The sequence below is a fragment of the Azohydromonas caseinilytica genome (genome assembly GCF_012927045.1).
In the GTDB taxonomy this organism is placed as follows: domain Bacteria; phylum Pseudomonadota; class Gammaproteobacteria; order Burkholderiales; family Burkholderiaceae_C; genus Azohydromonas; species Azohydromonas caseinilytica.
The window spans coordinates 14,311-33,759 of record NZ_JABBFW010000039.1; the positions used below are offsets into that span (position 1 = coordinate 14,311).

Annotated in this window: 16 protein-coding genes; 3 read left to right on the forward strand and 13 right to left on the reverse strand. The window is 69.2% G+C overall.

Annotated features, from left to right (window positions below):
* Positions 1-233: 233 nt before the first annotated feature.
* The gene (locus tag HHL10_RS27620; RefSeq protein ID WP_169163635.1) at positions 234-1,694 is read left to right on the forward strand and encodes a sulfatase family protein; all 1,461 of its coding nucleotides are present in this window, start codon (positions 234-236) and stop codon (positions 1,692-1,694) included.
* A 40-nt stretch (positions 1,695-1,734) separates the two neighbouring features.
* Here the strand turns inward: HHL10_RS27620 and HHL10_RS27625 are convergent, their stop codons facing one another.
* Together HHL10_RS27625 and HHL10_RS27630 are read right to left on the reverse strand one after the other, a co-directional pair.
* Positions 1,735-2,817 carry an alpha/beta fold hydrolase gene (locus HHL10_RS27625; RefSeq protein WP_169163636.1) on the reverse strand — a complete coding sequence of 361 codons (1,083 nt, stop codon included), beginning with the start codon at positions 2,815-2,817 and terminating at the stop codon, positions 1,735-1,737.
* A 159-nt stretch (positions 2,818-2,976) separates the two neighbouring features.
* Positions 2,977-4,299: a hypothetical protein gene (locus HHL10_RS27630; protein ID WP_169163637.1), complete on the reverse strand. Its 1,323-nt coding sequence runs from the start codon at positions 4,297-4,299 to the stop codon at positions 2,977-2,979.
* 214 nt (positions 4,300-4,513) lie between these two features.
* Here HHL10_RS27630 and HHL10_RS27635 point away from each other — a divergent pair, with 214 nt between their 5' ends.
* Positions 4,514-5,203, forward strand: coding sequence for a hypothetical protein (locus tag HHL10_RS27635; RefSeq protein WP_169163638.1), 690 nt, complete (start codon positions 4,514-4,516; stop codon positions 5,201-5,203).
* A gap of 25 nt (positions 5,204-5,228) precedes the next feature.
* Here the strand turns inward: HHL10_RS27635 and HHL10_RS27640 are convergent, their stop codons facing one another.
* Entirely contained in the window at positions 5,229-5,678 is a 450-nt protein-coding gene (locus HHL10_RS27640) for a pyridoxamine 5'-phosphate oxidase family protein (RefSeq protein ID WP_169163639.1), read from the reverse strand.
* 296 nt (positions 5,679-5,974) lie between these two features.
* On the opposite strand from HHL10_RS27640, the gene HHL10_RS27645 reads away from it, so the two are divergent.
* Complete coding sequence (locus HHL10_RS27645; RefSeq protein ID WP_169163640.1) at positions 5,975-6,184, forward strand: DUF3606 domain-containing protein; 210 nt, start codon at positions 5,975-5,977, stop codon at positions 6,182-6,184.
* A 113-nt stretch (positions 6,185-6,297) separates the two neighbouring features.
* Here the strand turns inward: HHL10_RS27645 and HHL10_RS27650 are convergent, their stop codons facing one another.
* The 10 genes from HHL10_RS27650 to HHL10_RS27695 form a co-directional block, all read right to left on the reverse strand.
* On the reverse strand, positions 6,298-6,873 hold the full coding sequence (locus HHL10_RS27650) for a transglycosylase SLT domain-containing protein (RefSeq protein WP_169163641.1): 576 nt from the start codon (positions 6,871-6,873) through the stop codon (positions 6,298-6,300).
* A 685-nt stretch (positions 6,874-7,558) separates the two neighbouring features.
* Complete coding sequence (locus tag HHL10_RS27655) at positions 7,559-8,908, reverse strand: sigma-54-dependent transcriptional regulator (protein WP_169163642.1); 1,350 nt, start codon at positions 8,906-8,908, stop codon at positions 7,559-7,561.
* Complete coding sequence (locus HHL10_RS27660; protein WP_169163643.1) at positions 8,905-10,836, reverse strand: sensor histidine kinase; 1,932 nt, start codon at positions 10,834-10,836, stop codon at positions 8,905-8,907. The genes HHL10_RS27655 and HHL10_RS27660 overlap by 4 nt, the downstream gene beginning before the upstream one ends.
* Positions 10,837-10,943: 107 nt before the next feature.
* Positions 10,944-11,678, reverse strand: coding sequence for an amino acid ABC transporter ATP-binding protein (locus HHL10_RS27665; RefSeq protein WP_169163644.1), 735 nt, complete (start codon positions 11,676-11,678; stop codon positions 10,944-10,946).
* Positions 11,679-11,686: 8 nt separating this feature from the next.
* On the reverse strand, positions 11,687-12,352 hold the full coding sequence (locus HHL10_RS27670; RefSeq protein ID WP_169163661.1) for an amino acid ABC transporter permease: 666 nt from the start codon (positions 12,350-12,352) through the stop codon (positions 11,687-11,689).
* Between the two features lie 79 nt (positions 12,353-12,431).
* Positions 12,432-13,175 (reverse strand): amino acid ABC transporter permease, encoded by a 744-nt coding sequence (locus HHL10_RS27675; RefSeq protein ID WP_169163645.1) that lies wholly within the window; start codon positions 13,173-13,175, stop codon positions 12,432-12,434.
* Between the two features lie 330 nt (positions 13,176-13,505).
* Complete coding sequence (locus HHL10_RS27680) at positions 13,506-14,573, reverse strand: type II asparaginase (protein WP_169163646.1); 1,068 nt, start codon at positions 14,571-14,573, stop codon at positions 13,506-13,508.
* A 126-nt stretch (positions 14,574-14,699) separates the two neighbouring features.
* Positions 14,700-15,593: a transporter substrate-binding domain-containing protein gene (locus HHL10_RS27685; protein ID WP_169163647.1), complete on the reverse strand. Its 894-nt coding sequence runs from the start codon at positions 15,591-15,593 to the stop codon at positions 14,700-14,702.
* Positions 15,594-15,812: 219 nt separating this feature from the next.
* On the reverse strand, positions 15,813-18,335 hold the full coding sequence (locus tag HHL10_RS27690; RefSeq protein ID WP_169163648.1) for a PAS domain-containing sensor histidine kinase: 2,523 nt from the start codon (positions 18,333-18,335) through the stop codon (positions 15,813-15,815).
* 242 nt (positions 18,336-18,577) lie between these two features.
* On the reverse strand, positions 18,578-19,354 hold the full coding sequence (locus HHL10_RS27695; RefSeq protein WP_169163649.1) for an SDR family NAD(P)-dependent oxidoreductase: 777 nt from the start codon (positions 19,352-19,354) through the stop codon (positions 18,578-18,580).
* Between the last annotated feature and the right edge of the window lie 95 nt (positions 19,355-19,449).

A 19,449-nucleotide genomic window follows, 5' to 3' on the forward strand; every position in this document is an offset into this window, starting at 1 on the left:
GTACCGACCCCGCCGCCGGCGTCCGGACACTTTTCGCACAGGAGATTGCAGAGCATTGCCGATATTTCAATTACGGCCATATCCTGCTCATCCGGATAACACCCCCAAATTACGATCAATGAAATAGCAACGCCGGCATGCCACGTATTCCGTATGCGTTGGGGGCAAAGCTGCCTATATTTGCCGCCTCATATCCTTTGGGCTGATTTTCCAGCCCGGAAAGGAGGAGCCGCATGAAGACGCCCGTCAATATCCGCCGGCGGCGCCTGACGCTGGCGATGTCGGCCAGCCTGGCCGCGCCGGTGCGGGCCGCGCCGCTCGGCGCCGCACGCCCGAACATCCTGTTCATCGCCGTCGATGACCTGGACTACGGTATCTACCGCTTCATGGGCAAGCTGCGCCGGCTGGTGCGCGAGCCCGGCCTGGAGCTGGGCAGCCACTTCATCAACCTGACGCTGTGCGCGCCGTCGCGGGCCACCATGCTGCGCGGGCAGTTCGCCCACAACACGCGCAATACCGACAACCTCATGCCCTGGGGCGGTTTCGAGAAATTCTTCAAGGACGGACTGGAAAGCTCGACTTTCGCCACCTGGCTGCAATCCGCGGGCTACCGCACCGGCCTGGTGGGCAAGTACCTCAACAATTACCCCTCGGTGGATTCCGGTGCGAATTACGTCCCGCCCGGCTGGGACACCTGGTTTTCACCCAACGGCGGAGGCTCTTACGGCCAGTATTGGTACAGCGTCAATGACGACGGCAGCACGCGCCATTTCGGCGGCGCGCCGCAGGACCATTTCCAGAACGTGCTGCTGCGCCGGGCCCAGGCCTTCCTGCGCTCTGCGGCCGCCGACCCGCCGGCGCGGCCCTTCCTGCTGTGGGTGGCGCCCTACCTGCCGCACAAGCCGTACCGGGCGCCCGTGCCCTACCTGGAGCTGTTTCCCGGCCTGCGCGCGCCGCGCCCGCCCTCGTTCAACGAGGCCGACGTCAGCGACAAGCCGGCCTGGCTGCGCGCGCTGCCCCGGCTGGACGCCGCCGCCATCCGGCAGGTGGAAGAGACCTACCGCAAGCGCCGCCAGTGCGCGGCGGCGCTGGACGACATGGTGGAGGGGCTGGTGAGTACGCTGGCCGAAACCGGGCAACTGGACGACACCTACGTGCTGTTCAGCTCCGACAACGGTTTCTTCCACGGCGAACACCGCATTCCCGAGGACAAGCGCCGCGCCTACGAGGAGGCGATCCGCGTGCCGCTGGTGATCCGCGGCCCCGGCATCCCGGCCGGGCGCACGGTGTACCGGCTCACTGGCAACGTGGATTTCGCGCCCACTTTCGCCGAGCTGGCCGGCATCACGCCGCCGGCCTTCGTGGACGGGCGCTCGCTGGTGCCGCTGTTCAGCGGCATGCCGCCCTGGCGCTGGCGCCGTGCCTACCTGCTGGAGAGCCAGCCCGCCGAGGCGACCGACGCGGAGCGCGCCTACGCCGGGCTGCGCACCAACAGCCGCCAGACCTTCGTGCTCTACGACAACGGCGACGCCGAGTACTACGACATGCGCACCGACCCCTGGCAGCTCCAGAACCGCTACGCCGACATGCCCGAGGCGCTCAAGGGCAGCCTCACGGCCCGGCTGCGCGCGCTGCAGGGGAGCGGTGGCGCGGCGCTGCGGCGGGCCGAGGAACAGGTGTTCGGCGGGCAGTGAGGCGGGCGGCGCCCGGCGCAGGGCCCCGCGCCGCCACGGTTCACGGGTACCCCGGCTGCGCCTCCAGGTGCGTGGTGCGCCGCAGGATGTCGAGCATGGCCTCGGCGAAGGGCTCCGGGTCGGTGAAGAAGGCGAAGTGGCCTGCGTCCTTGAGCACGTAGGACTGTTTCATGGGCGCCTGCAGCCGGCCGGTGTACTCGTCCACCAGCGCCAGCGGCGTGACCGGGTCCTTGTCGCCCGAGATGAAGAACACCGGCACCTCGAAGCCCTCGGGTGCCGGCGCCTTGAGCTGCCAGAAGCGCGTCCCTTCGCCCGCGGCCAGCCGCTCCAGCGCCGAGGACAGGCCCTGCACGTAATGCAGCACGTCGGGCAGCGAGTATTCGGGGCTGCGCAGCAGCGTCGGCAGCAGCGACCAGGGCGAGGAGGCGTCGTCCAGCATCAGGCGGTATTTCCACAGCGCGCCGTACTTGAGGCGCAGGCCCGCGGCGGCGTCGGCATAGGGCGGCGGGCCCAGCTCCTCCAGGGCGTCCAGCATTCTGTCGTCGCCCTGGGCGCGGGCGCGGTCCAGGGCGAGCTCGTGCGACAGCTGCTCCTGCTGCTGCAGGTCGATGATCTGCCCGGTGCCGATGTAGGCGTACAGGTTTTCCGGATGCTTGCGCGCCTCGGCCAGGCCGAGATGGCTGCCCCAGGAGTGGCCCAGCAGGTAGATGCCCTCGCGCTCGAAGCGCTTGAGCAGCCACAGCACCATCTCGTGCGTGTCGGCCTGCAGGCGCTCCAGGGTCATGGTGTCCGGCGGCGTGTCCGCGTAGGACTTGCCGCTGCCGCGCTGGTCCCACTGCACCACGACGAAATGCTTCTCCAGCTCGCGCTGGTAGGCGTGAGCCAGGCCCATGCTCGGGTCGCCCGGACCGCCATGCAGCACCAGCAGCACCGGGTTGAGCACATGCTCGCCGCGCATCAGCACCCACTGCCGCATGCCGCCGATGTCCACCGGCTCCAGCACGGCGATGCTCTCGTTGTCGGGCTGGCCGATCAGCTCCTTGTAGGGCTCGGTGCGGGACGTGCAGGCCTGCAGCAGCAACAGCAGCGGGGCGAAAAACCAGAGCAGCAGGAACGGCCTCATGGCACGGTGGGGAATTTCAATCCAGGCGGGGGCCCGAATTGTAGGAAGCGCTTTTCAGCCGCCGCCGCGCCAGGCTTTGCCCAAACTTGCCGCCGGCCTGACTTATTGCCGCCGCCCCTGAGCCATATCAAGCCCGGGACATATATGCGTTTTGCGTCCTCATTGCACGATGCGCACGTTGGCCGTGGCCGGCGAGGTGGTGCCGCGGTTCTGCAGGCCGATGATCTGCGTGAGCAGCGACAGCACGTGCACCGTGCGGTTGTCCAGCGCATAGCGGGGCACATGGTAGGTGTCGCCCTGGTACTCGAAGCTGAACACCGAGCGCGCCGGCGCCGCCAGCGGCATGTCGAACAGCACGAAATCCGCGTCCCGGCTCACCGAGCCCGGGAACAGCAGCGCCCGCCCGCTCTCGTTCTGCTGCCGCACCAGCTCGCCCAGGTAATAGACCATGGCCTCGGGCGAGCGCAGCACCAGCCGGGCATTGACCTTGTCGGCGGCGGTGGGCGCTCCAGCGGCAGGCGCAGACGGCACCGGGGCGCCGGCCCGGGTCGTGGCGCCCTGGGCCTCGCCCGCCTCGGGCCGGTCCACGCCGGCGCGGCTGGTGGCGACCATGGAGGAAACGACGCGAGACTGGTCCTGCGCGGCGCCGGTGCGGAACTTGTACTGGTCGCAGCTGGTGCTGCCCGGCTTGTTGACCATGGTCAGGCTCAAGTCGCCGTTGTCCGCCGCCAGCTGGAAACCGCCGGCCGCGTCCTTTTCGGCGGTGACGATCTTTCCTTGCGCCACCGGCACCAGCCCGGCGGTCCTGGCCGCCGCGGCGCCGACCGGATCGCTGAGCTGGGCGCCAGCCAGCACGCCGGTGTAATAGACGAATTCCCCGGTGGGCGTGCCGTCGATTTCACAATGGAACAGCGTGGCGACGAGCTCGCGGAAGCGGTCGAATTCCGCACCGCCGCCGGGCGAATTGCGCACCCGCTCCTTCAATTGGTTGTTCTCGTCGAAAAACTCGATGGACTGCACGAACAGCGGCAGCAGCACGGCCATGGGCCAGCCCTGGTCCAGGTAATAGAGCAGCAGCGCGGATTTCAAGGGCGTGGTGATGCCGCGGAAGAAATCCTGCTCGTTCAGCACCGTGACATCGACATTCTGCGAGGCATTGAGCGAGGGCCGCAGCGTCAGCGTATTGGCTGCGTCCGCGCCCAGCGCAAACTCGGCACCGATGCCCGGAATACCCAGCCCGAAGCCATAAGGCGCCGAGCGCAGCGCCGAGATTTGCGTGAAATGCATGGGCATGCGGTGCACGGCGCGGGCCACGTTGAGGGCCAGGAGCTTGTTGTGAGCTTCCTCCTGCACGAGATTGGCCGAAACGGCGCTCTGCACCAGCGGCGCGGTGGTGCAACCCGTGAACATCGCACAGGCGGCCAGTGCGGCCAGCGCGCCGGCATGGCAGCGCCAACCGCGGCGGTTATTCTGGAAAGCCAAGGAAGGAATGGGGTTCTGCGCCATCGAAAAGTCTGCCGGAATTTCAAAACGCGGCCGCCCTGGCTCATTTGCTCCAAGGCGGCTGCCGCAACCCTGAAACCAGGGCAGGGTCCAGGGGCAGCTTTCGTGCCTCCCCGGCGCTGGTGGAATGAGCCGTGAATTTGGAGCGGGGCGGTCTTCGAGAGGCGTGGAATATTCTTGATCGAATGCCACCATGGGAAAGCGATCCAAGATGATCGATATGGCAATGATTCAAAACCTTGAGCTGGCGCTGGACCAGGAGCCGCCCGCTTTCTTGAGCCGTTTGCTTGCCTTCATCCAGGACTACGGCATCGAGGATATGCCAGTGCTCGTCTGGCAATGCCGCCCCTGCGAGGAGGCCGAGATCGAGGTGCTGGGGCCGCCTTTTCTGGACGTCCTGCCAAGCGGCGCGGTGGCCAGCACCCGTACCGAGGGCTGGTGCGGTTTCCGTTCCACGCACAAGCCCGTACCGGTATTTGCCGGGCTGAGCTCGGCCGAACCGGCCGGCGCGCCCGGATGGGCCTCCGAGCTGCATACCGACGGACATTTGATCGCTGGCCTGTGGGATTTTTCCCACGCCTCACCCGCGCCGGGCCACGGGCACTGCATCACCGGTTCTCATGCCGAGGCTTTTCTGGATTTCGCCCAATTTGCCGAACGCGTGGCCCGGCTGGTGGCGCCGCAGGGGCGATTCCAGATGACGGCCACGCTGGTCCACGCCGCCAATCTGCGCTTCCGATGGAGTGATGAAATCCAGCATCCGGCGCCGCGACAGGTTCTGCGCGAGGTGCTGCAGTGGCGGGTGCGCAGCGGCCCGGTCAGTGAATTGCGCGCCATCGGCGCGCGCATGGCCAACGATTTCAGACGCGCTTACGGCATTTAGCCACGCAGCCACCTGAATATTCCCTTCAGCCGGCCTGGCGCGGCGCGCCCTCGCGCCCGCTCATTTTCCCAGGCCCGATGCGCAGCCAGATCAGCGCGCCGGCCCGGATGCGCGCCTCATACTGCCTGGCCGCCCAATCCGGCATGTCGGCGAAGCGGCTGAAAAACAGCGGGCTGACGGTGGCGATTTCTGTAGCATCGCTGACGAATTCCACCGTTCCCTCGCCCGTCACACTCGTCCAGTCAAAGGCGTCGCGCGTGGCCGAATCGTCCACCTGGAAAGCCACGCGTGGATTGCGCTGCAGCATGCGTGTTTTCCTGCCGCGGATGGTGGCGCAATAGATTGCCCCGTCGTGCCAGACATAACCCAGGGGCAGCAGATAACGCTCGCCGTCGGCGTCCATGGCGAGGCGCAGGATGCGCTCGCGGCGGAGGAATTGCTCGACTTCCGCTGGAGACAGGGCAGCGAGATCCATGGGTTTTCTCCATCAAGGCGACTACCGCTTCGGCAACCGCTGCTCCCGACAATCACCAGGCACGCTCCCAGCTCGGGATACCGCGCGTCGTCCGCTGGCCGGGAAAATCAAGGGTGCCGATCCAGTCGGTGGTCCATCGCGGGCGGTTTCCTGCAACGCTGACAAAGCGAATCTCGACCGCCTGGATACCGGCCCGCGTCGCCCGGTCCGGGCTTCGACCCGGAAAACCCCTGTCACTTGCGCAGGAACCGCAGTTGCCAGTTCCGCGCACCACTTCATTCCCAAGGAGAAACGCCATGACGCAGGAAACCCAGGCCGCGCACGACTCCGGCTCGCAGGAAGAGATCAACGTGCAGGACGCGGCCTCGGTGGCGCGCTGGAGCCAGGCGCTGGGCACCACCGACGAGGCGCTGATTGCCGCCACGCAGGCGGTGGGCACGCGCATCGACCGCATCAAGGACTACCTTGGCGCGGGCGGCATGGCGGGCGACCAGGCGGACGCCTGAAGGCCGCACGGCGCGGGGCCGTCCGGGCCGCCGCGCCGGTTTCAGACGGCCCATGGGCCGGCACCAACTGCAATCAGGACGGCGCTGACTGGGAGCGCCGTGCCGGCGAAGGGTCAGGCGTTCGCGCCACGCTCCTCATCGGCCTTCTGCCGCACGCGCTCGAAGGCGTCTTGCTCGCGCATCACCTTCTCCATGTAGCGGCCGGCGCGGCCCGAGTACTTCTGCAGCGCGCGCGGCAAGTTCGACTCGGTGTCGATGTACTCGGCCAGGATGCGCGTGCCGACCTCGATGTTGGTCTCGGGATGGAACAGCGAAGCTTCGGCCGTGACGGCGCGGGCTTCCTGGAGCTTGTCCATGTGGAAGCGCGGCACCACCTGCATCAGTCCCTGCGCGCCGTAACCGCTGGTAGCCCGCGGGTTGAAGGTCGATTCGCGCGAGATGATGGCCAGCAGCAGCGTGGGCGAGAGCTGGTAGCGCGCGCTGGCGGCATAGGCCGCGTTGACGATACGCGCAGCCAGGGCCTTGGTGGTGTTGTATTCGGCGGTGATGAAGCGCACCAGGGCGCTCTTTTCCTTCACCTCCGTCACCTCGGCGCTCACCCGCTGGGGCGCGGGAGCCGCCTCGGGCAGAACCTGCGCGGCAGGCGCGTTGGCGGCGGCCAGCGCGGGCTGGACCAGCGCTTGCGGCACGGCCGCGGCTTGTTCGTCTACAGGGCTGCAGGCGCTGCAAGGCAGCGCGATAAATCCCATGGCAGCCAGAAGCGCGGCACATCGTCGGCGCGGTGCGACCGTGTTCAGCATGAGCAATCCTTGTTGTGGAGCGCCGGCTCTTTCGGTCGGGCGCCCGTGTCGTCCATCAGCCGCGCACGCATGCTCCTCCACCGCTCGGTAGAGAAGTCAACGAACGCGAACCGGACGGGCCGGCTCACAGCACCCGGAGCGCCTCAACGGCAGCGCCAGGCGGCGAACCACGACTCCACGGAAAACGCCCAAGCCGTACGGCACCTTGGCCGATGGCAGTACCGGTTCGTGGCCGGTACCGCGGCAGCGCGTCTGCTGCACGCCGCGCAATGAAGGCGCGTGCACCGTGGGACACATCACGCAGGCGCAACCGCTGGGACTACAAGCCGTGAACTAGATCACGACACCTGCATGACGGGGCGAAGTCTATAGGTGCCCCACCAAAGAGGGATCAAGCCGTAGGAAATGTCCCCAGGATCACTTCAAGAAACGAAAAAGAATGCAACTACAGCGCCGGCATAGGGTCTTCGCCTTGACATGAAGGCGCAGCCCTGTTCAAGCCAATGGCGATGTCTGGATGCGCACGAAAGATTGAGCGCGCAACCTGATCGGGCACGAGCAGCGCCGTGCCGCCCTACTCGCCCTGCAGCCCGTACTTGCGGATCTTGTCGTTGAGCGTGGTCTTGGGAATGCGCAGCGCCTTGGCGCTGCGGGCGATGTTGCCGCCCTGGCGTTGCAGCTCGGCGCGGATCAGGCTGCGCTCGTAGCCCTCCACGCTCTCCACCAGCGACACGCCACCCTCCTCGCCGGCGCCTGACGGTGCGGACGCATCCATCCCGGGCAGGTTCGGGCGCACGCCCAGCACCAGGCAGTCGGCCACGTTGCGCAGCTCGCGCACGTTGCCCGGCCAGTCATGCGCCATCAGCCGGTGCATCTGCTGCGTGCTCACCTCGGGCTGCGGCCGGCCGTAGCGGCTGGCCCCCAGCAGCATGAAATGCTCCAGCAGCAGCGGGATGTCTTCGCGCCGCTCGCGCAGCGGCGGCAGCTCGATGGTGACGACGTTGAGCCGATACACCAGGTCGGCGCGGAAGCTCCCCTGCCTGGCGCGCGCCAGCAGGTCGTCCTTGGTGGCGGCCACCACGCGCACGTCCACCGGGTGCGGCACGTTCGAGCCCAGCCGCTCCACCACGCGCTCCTGCAGCACGCGCAGCAGTTTTATCTGCACGCCCAGGGGCATGCTTTCCAGCTCGTCCAGGAACAGCGTGCCGCCATGGGCATGCTCGATCTTGCCCACGCGCTTCTTCTGCGCCCCGGTGAAGGCGCCGGCCTCGTGGCCGAACAGCTCGCTATCGAGCAGGTTGTCGGGCAGGCCGCCGCAGTTGAGCGCGACGTAAGGGGCGCCACGCCGGCGCGAGAGCTCGTGCAGCGCCTGCGCCACCACCTCCTTGCCGGTGCCGGTCTCGCCATGGATGAGCACGTCCACCGGCGAGTCGGCCACGTCCATCACCAGGCGCCGCACGCGCTCGATCTGCGGCGAGCGGCCCACGATCTTGCCCTCCGCGCCCTCGCGCTGCGACAGTGCGCGCCGCAGCGAGGCCACCTCCAGCGTCAGCGCGCGCTTTTCCATGGCGCGGCGCACCACCTCCACCAGCTGCTCGGGCGAAAACGGCTTGGTGATGAAGTCGTAGGCACCGCTGCGCATGGCCTCCACCGCCAGGCTCACGTCGCCATGGCCGGTGATCATGATCGCGGGCAGGCCGGCATCGAGCTCGCGGCAGCGGCGGATGAGCGAGAGGCCGTCGGCGCGCGGCAGCCGCATGTCCGTGACCAGCACGCCGGGGAAGCCCGCCGCGAGCTTGGGGCTGGCTTCCTCGGCCGAGCCCACGGCCTCGACGGCGATGCCGGCCAGCTGCAGCGCCTGCACGCAGGCGAGCTGCATGTGGAGGTCGTCTTCGACAAGCAATACGGTCAGTTCGAGGCTCATGGTTCGGGATTCTCCGGCTCGGGCTCCGGCGCCGCCGGCAGCCGCAGCGTCAGCCGCGCGCCGCCCTCGGGACGGTTGGCGGCCTCCAGCTCGCCGTGAAAGTCGCGCGCGATGTCGCGCGAGATCACCAGCCCCAGGCCCAGTCCGGCACCCACGGGCTTGGTGGTGAAGAAGGGCTCGAACACGCGGTCCAGCGCCTGCGAGGAAAAGCCGCTGCCGGTGTCGAGCACGTCGATGCGCACGCCCGCGGGCTCAGCATCGGCCTCCACCTCGGCGCGCAGCGTCAGTTCCTTGCGCGGCGCCTCGCGCATCGCGTCCAGCGCGTTGGCGATGAGGTTGATCAGCACCTGCTCCAGCCGGTTCTGGTCGCACCAGGCGAAGACCCGGCCGCTGTCGCACTCGTTGCGCAGCGCCACGCCTTCCTTGGTGAGGCGCTGCTGGAACAGGAACAGCGCGTTGCCCATGGCGATGGCGACGTCGCAGCGCGCGGGGATGGCGGGCGACTTGCGGGCGAAGGCTTTCAGCGGCTGGATGATCCCGCCCATCTGGTCCGACAGCCGCGCCACCAGCTCCAGGTTGCCCGACACCGCCTGCAGGTTGCCGCGGCGCAGGAACTCCGCGGCGTTGCCCGAGAGCGTGCGGATCGCGCCCAGCGGCTGCGTCAGCTCGTGCGTGATGCCGGCAGCGAGCTGGCCCACCACGGCCAGCTTGGCGGCCTGCACCAGCTCGTCCTGCGCCGCGCGCAGCGTCTGCGCGGCCTGCACGCGCTCGGCCACCTCGCGGCGCAGCCGGGCGTTGGTGTCGGTCAGAGCGCGGGTGCGGCGTGCCACCTTCTGCTCCAGGTTGGCGTTGGCCTGCTCCAGCAGGCGCTGCGCTTCCAGGCGCTGGCGCTGGATGCTGCGCCGCTGCCCCAGGAACAGCGCCAGCAGCACCATGAAGCCCGCCACCAGCGCGGACAGCATGGCGTGCTCCAGCGCCTGGTTGCGCGCCTGGCGCAGGTCCAGGAAGGTCAGCAGCCGCCAGTTCATGCCGTCGATGGAGCGGCCGATGAGCAGCATGTCGCGGCGCAGCAGCTGCTCGCGCGGCGAGGCGCCGCCGCTGACCTGGCCGTCCACCACCTGCCCGTCCTCGTCGAAGCGCAGCTGCACGGGCAGCGGGAAGGGGTCGATGGGGCGGTCGTCGTAGAGGCGGCTGATCTCCACGTCCACGCGCTGCTCCAGGGGCAGGTCCACCAGCGCCGTGTAGCGCCAGGAAGGCTCGGAGGAAAGAATGACCACCTGGTTGGCGTCGGCCAGCAGCGCCGGCGCGCCGAGCATGGACCAGGCCTCGTCCACCGCCTGCAGGCCGATCTTGATGGCGGCCACGCCCACCACGCGCGCGCCGTCGCGGATCGGGTGCGAGACGAAGTAGCCCGGCTCGCCCTGCTTGACGCCGATGGCGAAATGCCGCCCCACGCGGCCGGACAGCGCTTCCAGGAAGTAGGGGCGGAAGGACAGGTCCTCGCCCACCAGGCTGTCGTCGCCCTCGCCGGCGTTGCTGGAGGCCAGCACGATGCCGCGCTCGTCCAGCACGAACACCGAGATGCTGCCCAGGTGCGCGTTGAGGCGGCGCAGGTAGGTGTTGGCGGTGTCCACGCGCCGGGCGTTCCCCGGCTCGCGCAGCAGCGCCAGGATGTCCTGGTTGAGCTGCACCGTGGCCGGCACATGCTCCAGCCGCTTGATGACGCCCTGCACCACCATGGCGAACAGGTCCAGCCGGTGGCTGGCCTGGGCGCGCAGCGCCTCGGTGGCCTGGCGCTGGCTGAGGGTGAAGCCCAGCCAGCCGCTGCCCAGCACCACCGCCAGCGCCGCCAGGCCCAGCAGCAGGCGCCGGCGCAGCGGCAGGCGCCTTTCGGGCCTGGGCTCGGGAAGATCGGAGGGAGAAGGCATGCCGGAGGGCGGGGGTACTGCGTCGCGCGGGCAGGCGAGAGTGTCCGTCATGCCGGGGTGGGAGCGATGGGCAAGGCGGGCTCAGGCCTGTCGCCCTGCCCGGCAGCTCAATGCTGCAGGATCTTCGACAGGAATTCCTTGGCCCGCGGCGAGCGCGCGTCCGGATTGCCGAAGAACTCCTGCTTGCTGCAGTCCTCGATGATCTTGCCCTGGTCCATGAAGATCACGCGGTGGCTGACCTTGCGCGCGAAGCCCATCTCGTGCGTCACGCACATCATGGTCATGCCCTCGTTGGCGAGCTGCACCATCACGTCCAGCACCTCGCCGACCATCTCCGGGTCCAGCGCCGAGGTGGGCTCGTCGAAGAGCATCACGATCGGGTCCATCGACAGCGCGCGCGCAATCGCCACGCGCTGCTGCTGGCCGCCGGACAGTTGCCCGGGAAACTTGTCCTTGTGCGCCATCAGGCCCACGCGGTCGAGCATCTTCAGGCCGCGCTTGAGGGCGTCGTCCTTGTTGCGGCCCAGCACCTTGATCTGCGCCAGCGTGAGGTTCTCGGTGACGGACAGGTGCGGGAACAGCTCGAAGTGCTGGAACACCATGCCGACGTGGCTGCGCAGCTTGGGCAGGTTGGTCTTGGGGTCGGCGATGCTGGTGCCGTTGACCTCGATGTCGCCCTTCTGGAAAGGCTCCAGGGCGTTGACGGTCTTGATCAGCGTGGACTTGCCCGAGCCCGAGGGGCCGCAGACCACCACGACTTCACCCTTCTCGATGTGGGTGCTGCAGTCGGTGAGCACCTGGAAGCTGCCGTACCACTTGCTGACGTTGCGGATCTTGATCATGGCTGTGCTCAACGGATGATGGCGATGCGGGCCTGCAGGCGCTTCACGAGCATGGACAGGCTGAAGGAGATGGTGAAGTAGAAGACCGCGGCGACGAGGTACGTTTCCACGGGCCGGTTGAAGTTCTTGCCGGCGACCTCGAAGCCCTTGAGCAGGTCGTAGGCGCCGATGGCGTACACCAGGCTGGTGTCCTGGAACAGCACGATGGTCTGCGTCAGCAGCACCGGCAGCATGTTGCGGAAGGCCTGCGGCAGCACCACCAGCGTCATGCTCTGGCGGTAGGTCATGCCCATGGCCTGGCTGGCGTAGACCTGGCCGCGCGGCACGCTCTGGATGCCCGCGCGCATGATCTCCGAGTAGTACGCGGCCTCGAACAGCGTGAAGGTGACGATGGCCGAGAGTTCCGCGCCCAGGGTGCGGCCCAGCAGCAGCGGCACGAGCAGGAAGAACCACAGGATCACCATCACCAGCGGCACGCTGCGCATGGTGTTGACGTAGGCCGCCGCGGGCACCGCCAGCCAGGGCTTGCCCGACAGCCGCAGCAGCGCCAGCAGCGTGCCCAGCACGATGCCGCCGATCATCGCCACCAGCGTGAGCTGGATCGAGAACAGGAAGCCCTTGGAGACGTAGTCCACCAGCACGGGGCCGGTGAGGAAGGAAAAGTCGAGGTTCATCATCAGGCCTCCTGCCGAGCCGTCTCAAGGGAGGCCTGCGCCCCCGAGGGGGGCAGGAGCGAAGCGACGTGGGGGCTGTTCATTTGGCGCCTCCATGGGCCAGGCCCGGCACGCGCACCGAGCGCTCGATGAAGCCGGCGACGCGGTTGACCGCCAGCGCCGACAGGAAGTACAGGCCCGTGACCGCCAGGTAGATCTCGACGCCGCGCGCGGTCTCTTCCTGCGCCTGCATGGCGAACATGGTCAGCTCGGCGATGGACACCGCGAAGGCCACGGCCGAGTTCTTGATGATGTTCATCGACTCGCTGGTCAGCGGCGGCACCACGATGCGCAGCGCGTTGGGCAGCAGCACGTGGCGGTAGGTCTGCGGCAGCGTCAGGCCCATGGCCAGGCCGGCCATGCGCTGGCCGCGCGGCAGGGCCTGGATGCCGGCCTTGACCTGCTCGGCCACGCGCGCCGAGGTGAAGAAGCCCAGCGCGAACACCACCAGCACCATCCCGGGCAGTGCCTGCAACTTCGGGAAGACCTGCGGCAGCACGTGGTACCACAGGAAGATCTGCACCAGCAGCGGGATGTTGCGGAACAGCTCCGTCCAGGCGTTGCCCACGAAGCGCCAGCGCGCCGAGGGCAGCGTGCGCAGGATGCCGATGACGATGCCCGTCGCCAGCGCAACGATCAGCGCCAGGGCCGACACCGACAGCGTCCAGCCCCAGGCCGAGATCAGCCAGTCCAGATACGTGATGTCGCCGTTCTGCCCGAAGCAGCTGCCGGTGGGCTCCTCGCCCAGCGTGCTGTTGCAGAAGACTTGCCAGTCCCAGGTCACGGGGTACTCCTTGATGAAGACTCACGCGGAGCGTGAGAGATGTTGTTGTTGCCCGGAGGCTCAAGCGCTCCGCCTACCACTTCGTCATTGCCGCGCAGGCGCCCACCCTTGGTGAGCGCCCAGGCGGCCCCACGTCAGAGCGCGAGCCCATTGGCAGCGCTACAAGCCCAAGGCCCAGGCATTCCCACCCATCTGCTCATGGCCGACTTGGGGCCCGCCTGGGCGCTCACCAAGGGTGGGCGCCTGCGCGGGGATGACGAAGTAGAGGGCGGAACGTTTCAGCGTTCCGGCCACCGTCAGGTCGTGCCTTCCTTGGGCGGTACCGCGTGCTCAGTACTCCATGAAATACCGCTGCACCTCGCGCGCGTCCGTGGTGCGGGTCAGGGCCAGCGCGGCCAGGATGCGGGCCTTCTGCGGGTTCAGGTCATGCGCCACGACCCAGTCGTACTGGTCGTCGGGCTGCTCGGCGTTGCGCAGCACGAAGCCGCCGCCGCCCACGCGCGTGGAGCGGATGATCTGCACGCCCTGCGCGCGCAGCTCGCGCAGCGCCGGCACCACCTGCGCCGACACCGAGCCGTTGCCGGTGCCGGCATGGATCAGCGCCTTGGCACCGGAGGCGGCCAGCGCGCGGTAGGCCACGTCGGTGGCATTGCCGCTGCCGTAGGCGATGCCCACGCTGGGCAGCGACTTGATCGCGTCGATGTTGAACTCGGAATTGACCGTGTGGCGCTTGACCGGGGCGCGGAACCAGTAGGTCTTGCCTTCCACCACCATGCCCAGCGCGCCCCAGGGGCTCTTGAAGGCCTCGGTGCGGATGTTGATGGCCTTGCTGACGTCGCGGCCCGAGTGGATCTCGTCGTTCATCACCACCAGCACGCCCTTGCCGCGCGAGGCGCGGTCCGAGGCCGTGGCCACGGCGTTGTAGAGGTTGAGCGCGCCGTCGGCCGACAGCGCCGTGCCCGGGCGCATCGAGCCCACCACCACCACCGGCTTGTCGGTGGGGACCACCAGGTTCAGGAAGAAGGCGGTCTCCTCCAGCGTGTCGGTGCCGTGCGTGATGACGATGCCGTCCACGTTGTCCTGCTTCGCCAGCGCCGCGACGCGGCGTCCCAGGGCGATGAGGCTCTCGTCGGTGAAGCTTTCGGAGGCGATCTGGAACACCTGCTCGCCGCGCACGTCGGCGAGCTTGCCGACCTCGGGGATGCCGGCGATGAGCTTGTCCACGGGCACCTTGGCCGCCTGGTAGGTGGCGCTGTTGGCGGCGCTGGCACCGGCGCCGGCGATGGTGCCGCCGGTGGCCAGGATCACGACCTGCGACTTGGTTTGCGCATGGACCGCGGCGGCCAGTGCCAGGCCGGCCACGGTCAGGGCCAACGCGCGGGAGAACTTCTTGAGCATGCTTGTCTGCCTGTGTGGTGTGTGGTTCGGGGGAGCGGTCCGCCCGCGCCCTCGTGCGGCGCGGGCGGACCCTTGCAGCGCCACGGCGGTTGGCCGCGGCACGGTGCTCGGTGGATCAGGACGCTGCTATCCCAGCGGCCGGTCGTTGGGGTGGCGGTAGAGCTCCAGCAGCGCCTCGGAGGGCGGCCAGCCCAGGTTCAGGCCCTTGGGCGGGATCGGACGCTGGAACCACCGGGTGTAGATCTGGCGCGCCTCGCCGGAGTGCATCAGCCGCTCCAGGGCGCGGTCCACAACTTGCTTGAAGGCGGTGTCACCGCGCCGCAGCATGCAGCCGTAGACCTCCGAGGCCATGGGCGTGCCCACCACGATCCAGTCCTCGGGCCGCGGCGCCTTGGCGCGCTCACCGTAGAGCAGGGCGTCGTCGTGCATCACGGCGTCGGCCTTGCCTTCCTGCAGCAGGCGGAAGGTGGCGCTCTGGTCACGGGTGACGCGGATCTGCAAGCGGCGGCCGTGGCGCTCGTTGTAGGTGTGCAGCAGCCGCTCGGAGGTGGTGCCGCCGGTGACGGCCACCGTGCGGCCGGCGAGGTCGGCGAAGTCGCGGATGCCCGAATCCTTGTGCACCAGCAGCCGCAGGCCGACCACGAAGATGGAATGGGAGAACGACACCAGGCGCTCGCGCTCGACCGTGTGCGAGGTGGCGGCGCATTCCAGGTCCACGGTGCCGTTCTGCACCAGCGGAATGCGGTTCTGCGTCGTCACCGGCACGAGCCGGATGGTGAGCGCCGGCAGCTTCAGCTCGGCCTTGATGGCGTCCAGCACCCGCAGCATCAGCTCGTGCGAGTAGCCCACCACCTGCTTGCGGTCGTCGTAGTAGGAGAAAGGCACCGAGCCCTCGCGGTGGCCGAGGCTGATGGTGCCGGTCTGCGCGATGCGCTCCAGCGTGTCCATGTCCTGCGCGCGCACGGCCGCGCCCAGCAGCAGGCCGAGCAGCAGCAGGCCGAGGCGCGAGCGGAAGGACATCGGGACGGTCTCCTGGAACGTGGCGGCCCCGAACGGGCCGCGATGCCCGACTCATCGCAGGGAGCGTGCCAAGGCGACGCCATGCCGGCATCGCGCGCAAGTCGTTGATTTGCAAGAGCGCGAAGCGCCGAGGGCGGCGGCGGGCGTACTGAAATCCGACTCCTGGCGGCCCGGGAGGGACGGATTTCCGTCCGTGCGGCGACGGGACGGCGATGCCGCTCAGGCCACCGGCGCGCCGTCCTGCGCCACTTCCAGCGGCAGCCGCACCGTGAAGCGGCTGCCCTCCCCCGGCGTGCTGTCGAGCGTCAGCTCGCCGCCCATCATGTCCACCAGGCGGCGCACGATGGACAGGCCCAGGCCCGTGCCGCCGAAGCGCCGCGTGGTGGAGCTATCGGCCTGGGTGAAGGCCTCGAAGATGCGCGCCTGCACCTGCGGCGCGATGCCGATGCCCGTGTCGATCACCTCCAGGCACAGCGTGGCGCGCGCGCCCTCGCGTGCCGCCTGCGTCACCTTGAGCGTCACATGGCCGGCGGGCGTGAACTTCACGGCGTTGCCCAGCAGGTTGAGCAGCACCTGCTTCAGGCGCAGCGGGTCGCCCAGCAGCGTGGCGGGCAGCCCAGGCGCCAGGTCCAGCCGCAGCATCAGTGCCTTGGCGTCGGCCTGGGGCTGTACCAGCGCGCAGGCCGACTCCAGCAGCTCGGCCAGCGCGAAGGGCACGCGTTCGAGCTGCATCTCGCCGGCCTCGATGCGCGAGAGGTCCAGCACGTCGTTGATCAGCGCCAGCAGCTGCTCGCCCGCCTGCTCGATGTGGCGCACGAAGCCCACCGCCCGCTCCGGCAGGCTCATCTGCGCCAGCAGGTGGCTCAGGCCGATGACGGCATTGAGCGGGGTGCGGAACTCGTGGCTCATGTGGGCCAGGAAGGTGCTCTTGGCGCGGCTGGCCGCCTCGGCCTGCGCGGTGCGCTGGCGCAGCGCCTCCTCCAGCCGCTTGCGCTCGCTGAGATCCGTGACCACGGCCAGGAAGCCGGTGGCGTGGCTCAGCTCGTCATGCAGCACGCTGACGTTGAGCAGCGCCGGGAAGCGGCTGCCGTCCGCGCGCAGGATCGGCCACTCCTTGCCCTGCGCGCCCTGGCGGCCGCGCTGCCGCGGCCGGGCCTGCGGGCGCACCAGCTGCTGCACCTCCAGCGGCAGCCGATGAAAGCAGCGCTGCAGCGCGCGGCGGTCCATGAAGTCCGTCACCGGGCGCCCCGCGGCCTGCACCGCGGGCAGCCGCAACAGGGCCTCGGCGGCCGGGTTGAGCGTGGTGACGCGGCCGGCGCGGTCGGTGGCGATGATGGCGCTGGCGGCGCTGTTGAGCACCGCGCGCAGCTCGCTGGTGCGCTGCTGCACGCGCCGCTCCAGCAGGTCGCGGGCGATGCGCTGCTCGTGCACGTCGGTGGCCGAGCCGAACCAGCGCGGGCGCTGGCCGTCCACGCTGGCCAGCGGCTGGGAGCGCACCAGGTGCCAGCGGTACTGGCCGTCGTGGCGGCGGATGCGGTGCTCGTGCACCACGGGCTCCTGCTGCTGCAGCGCATGGCGCCAGAGGGCGCGCGTGTCGGCCAGGTCATCAGGGTGGATCACCGCCATCCAGCCCTCGCCGCGAGCCTCCTGCTGCGTCAACCCGGTGTACTCGCTCCAGCGGCCGTTGAACCAGTCCACGCGCCCGTCGGCGTCGTTGCTCCACAGCAGGTCGGGCACCAGGTCCACGATGGCGCGAAAGCGCTGCTCGCTGTCGCGCAGCGCGATCTCCGCCGCACGGCGTGCGCCGATGTCCATGGTGACGGCCAGCAGCCGCGGCTCGCTGCCGTCGCCCGGGTCCAGCCGCGTGACGCTGCTCTGGGCGTAGACGAAGGAGCCGTCCGGGCGCAGGTAGCGCTTGTCGAGCGTGGCGGACACGCCGGTGGACAGCACCTTGGAGACGGCCTCCACGGTGAGGCCCATGTCGTCGGGATGCGTGACCTCGGCCACCGTGAGCCGGCAGACCTCCTCCGTGCTGCGCCCGACGATGCGCGCCAGCTCCGGATTGACCTGCAGGAAGCGCCCGTCGGCCGCGATCTCGGACAGGCCCACCTGCGCGCGCTCGAAGATCAGGGCCAGCCGCGCCTCGCTGGCCCGCAGCGCCGTCTGCGCCTGCGCGGCGGCCACGGCGGCGGCGCGCAGCTGGTTAATGAGCGCCTGCAGCTCCTGCGGCCGCCGTGTCTCGGCGTCCCATCCGCTGCGCAGCCGCATGGCTTCGGTAAGGTCCTCGACGCGATGGATGATCAGCGTCACCTCGCCCCGGCTGCCGAGCACCGGCGTGTTGATCGGGTTCCACCAGCGCTCCTCGAAGCCGCCGCCCAGCGCCGCGGGGCGGCGAATGGGGTAGCGCTGCAGCGGCATCGCGTCGGGGCGCCGCGTGGCCAGCACGCGACGCAGGGAGGCGCTCAGGTTCTGCACGCCGCAGGCCTCGACATCGTCAGGGTCGTCCGGAAAGGCCTCGAACATCGGCAGGCCCAGCAGCGCCTCGCGCCGCGCCATGGTGGCGTGCAGGTAGGCGTCGTTGACGGCGACGATGCGGAACTGCGGCACGTCCACCACCAGCAGCGGCGTGGGCGCCGCATCGAACAGGGCCCGAAAGTCCGCCGACAGACCCGCGCCCTCTTCCGCAGCCGGGCCGGGGCTGGCGGATGGGGTGAACAGGGCGGGGCGCTGGCGGTCGTTCATGAGGCTGCTCGCTTGGGCCCGCCGACGGGCCGCCACCTTCCCGGACAGCGGCAACCCACGGGCTGCCCCAGCTGCCGGGGTGGCAACGGCCGGCTCGCGCGAACACCTTGCGCAAGCCTGTGCACTCCACCACGCCGGCGGACGGAACCCGCGATGCTACCGGCCCGCGCAAGGCGAACCTGCAGCACCGGGCGTGCAATCCGCATGCCCCAGGACGGCCCCGGGCCACCGGACGGTACGGCTCAGGGCATGAACTGGCCGCCGTTGATGTCCAGCACCTGGCCGGTGATGTAGCCGCTGGCGGCGTGCGAGGCGAAGAACAGGAAGGCCGGCGCGGCCTCCTCCGGCCGGCCCAGGCGGCCCATGGGGATGCCGCGCGCGATGGCGGACTTGGTCTCGGCCGACTTGTCGGCGTGGAAGGCGGTGTCGAAGGTGCCGGGCGAAATGGTGTTGAAGCGGATGCCATCGGCGCTGTGGTACGTCACCCAGTTCTTCTGGATGTTGTGCAGCCAGGCCTTGGCCGCGCCGTACAACCCCGCGCCGGGGCCGCCGCCCACATGCGCCGCCACCGAGCCGACCAGGATCACCGCGCTGCTGCGCCCGCTGGCCTGCGCCGAGGCCTTCAGGTGCGGCAGCGCGAAGCGCGTGGTCATCAGCGCCGAGCGGGCATTGAGGTCGTGCACGGCGTCGAAGAAGGCGTCGTCGATGTCGGGCAGCGGCTTGCGCGCCACCAGCCCGCCGGCGTTGTTGACCAGCACGTCAATGCCGCCGAAGCGCTCGACGAAGCCCTCCACCACGCGGCGGCAGGCCTGGGTGCTGGAGAGGTCGCCTTCCAGGAACAACCCCTCGCCGCCCTGGGCGCCCAGCTCGTCCAGCCGCGCCGCCAGGTCGGCCGGCGCGGTGCGGCCGTTGAAACCGACCCGCGCCCCGCAACGCGCAAACGCCTGCACCGCGGCCCAGCCAATGCCCTGTGTCGAACCGGTCACCAGCACCCGCCGGCCCTTCAAGTCTTCGTACATCGTGCTTCTCCTTGCTTCGCGAACCGGCGCGGCTCCCCTCTCGGAAACCGGGCCAAGAAGGGCGCGAATGCTAGGAACTTCAGCCAAAAACGGTC

Coding starts and splice junctions, on each gene's coding strand:
- HHL10_RS27620 (WP_169163635.1), top strand. CDS start 234: ATGAAGACGCCCGTCAATATCCGCCGGCGGCGCCTGACGCTGGCGATG.
- HHL10_RS27625 (WP_169163636.1), bottom strand. CDS start 2,817: ATGAGGCCGTTCCTGCTGCTCTGGTTTTTCGCCCCGCTGCTGTTGCTG.
- HHL10_RS27635 (WP_169163638.1), top strand. CDS start 4,514: ATGGGAAAGCGATCCAAGATGATCGATATGGCAATGATTCAAAACCTT.
- HHL10_RS27640 (WP_169163639.1), bottom strand. CDS start 5,678: ATGGATCTCGCTGCCCTGTCTCCAGCGGAAGTCGAGCAATTCCTCCGC.
- HHL10_RS27645 (WP_169163640.1), top strand. CDS start 5,975: ATGACGCAGGAAACCCAGGCCGCGCACGACTCCGGCTCGCAGGAAGAG.
- HHL10_RS27655 (WP_169163642.1), bottom strand. CDS start 8,908: ATGAGCCTCGAACTGACCGTATTGCTTGTCGAAGACGACCTCCACATG.
- HHL10_RS27660 (WP_169163643.1), bottom strand. CDS start 10,836: ATGCCTTCTCCCTCCGATCTTCCCGAGCCCAGGCCCGAAAGGCGCCTG.
- HHL10_RS27665 (WP_169163644.1), bottom strand. CDS start 11,678: ATGATCAAGATCCGCAACGTCAGCAAGTGGTACGGCAGCTTCCAGGTG.
- HHL10_RS27670 (WP_169163661.1), bottom strand. CDS start 12,352: ATGAACCTCGACTTTTCCTTCCTCACCGGCCCCGTGCTGGTGGACTAC.
- HHL10_RS27680 (WP_169163646.1), bottom strand. CDS start 14,573: ATGCTCAAGAAGTTCTCCCGCGCGTTGGCCCTGACCGTGGCCGGCCTG.
- HHL10_RS27685 (WP_169163647.1), bottom strand. CDS start 15,593: ATGTCCTTCCGCTCGCGCCTCGGCCTGCTGCTGCTCGGCCTGCTGCTG.
- HHL10_RS27690 (WP_169163648.1), bottom strand. CDS start 18,335: ATGAACGACCGCCAGCGCCCCGCCCTGTTCACCCCATCCGCCAGCCCC.
- HHL10_RS27695 (WP_169163649.1), bottom strand. CDS start 19,354: ATGTACGAAGACTTGAAGGGCCGGCGGGTGCTGGTGACCGGTTCGACA.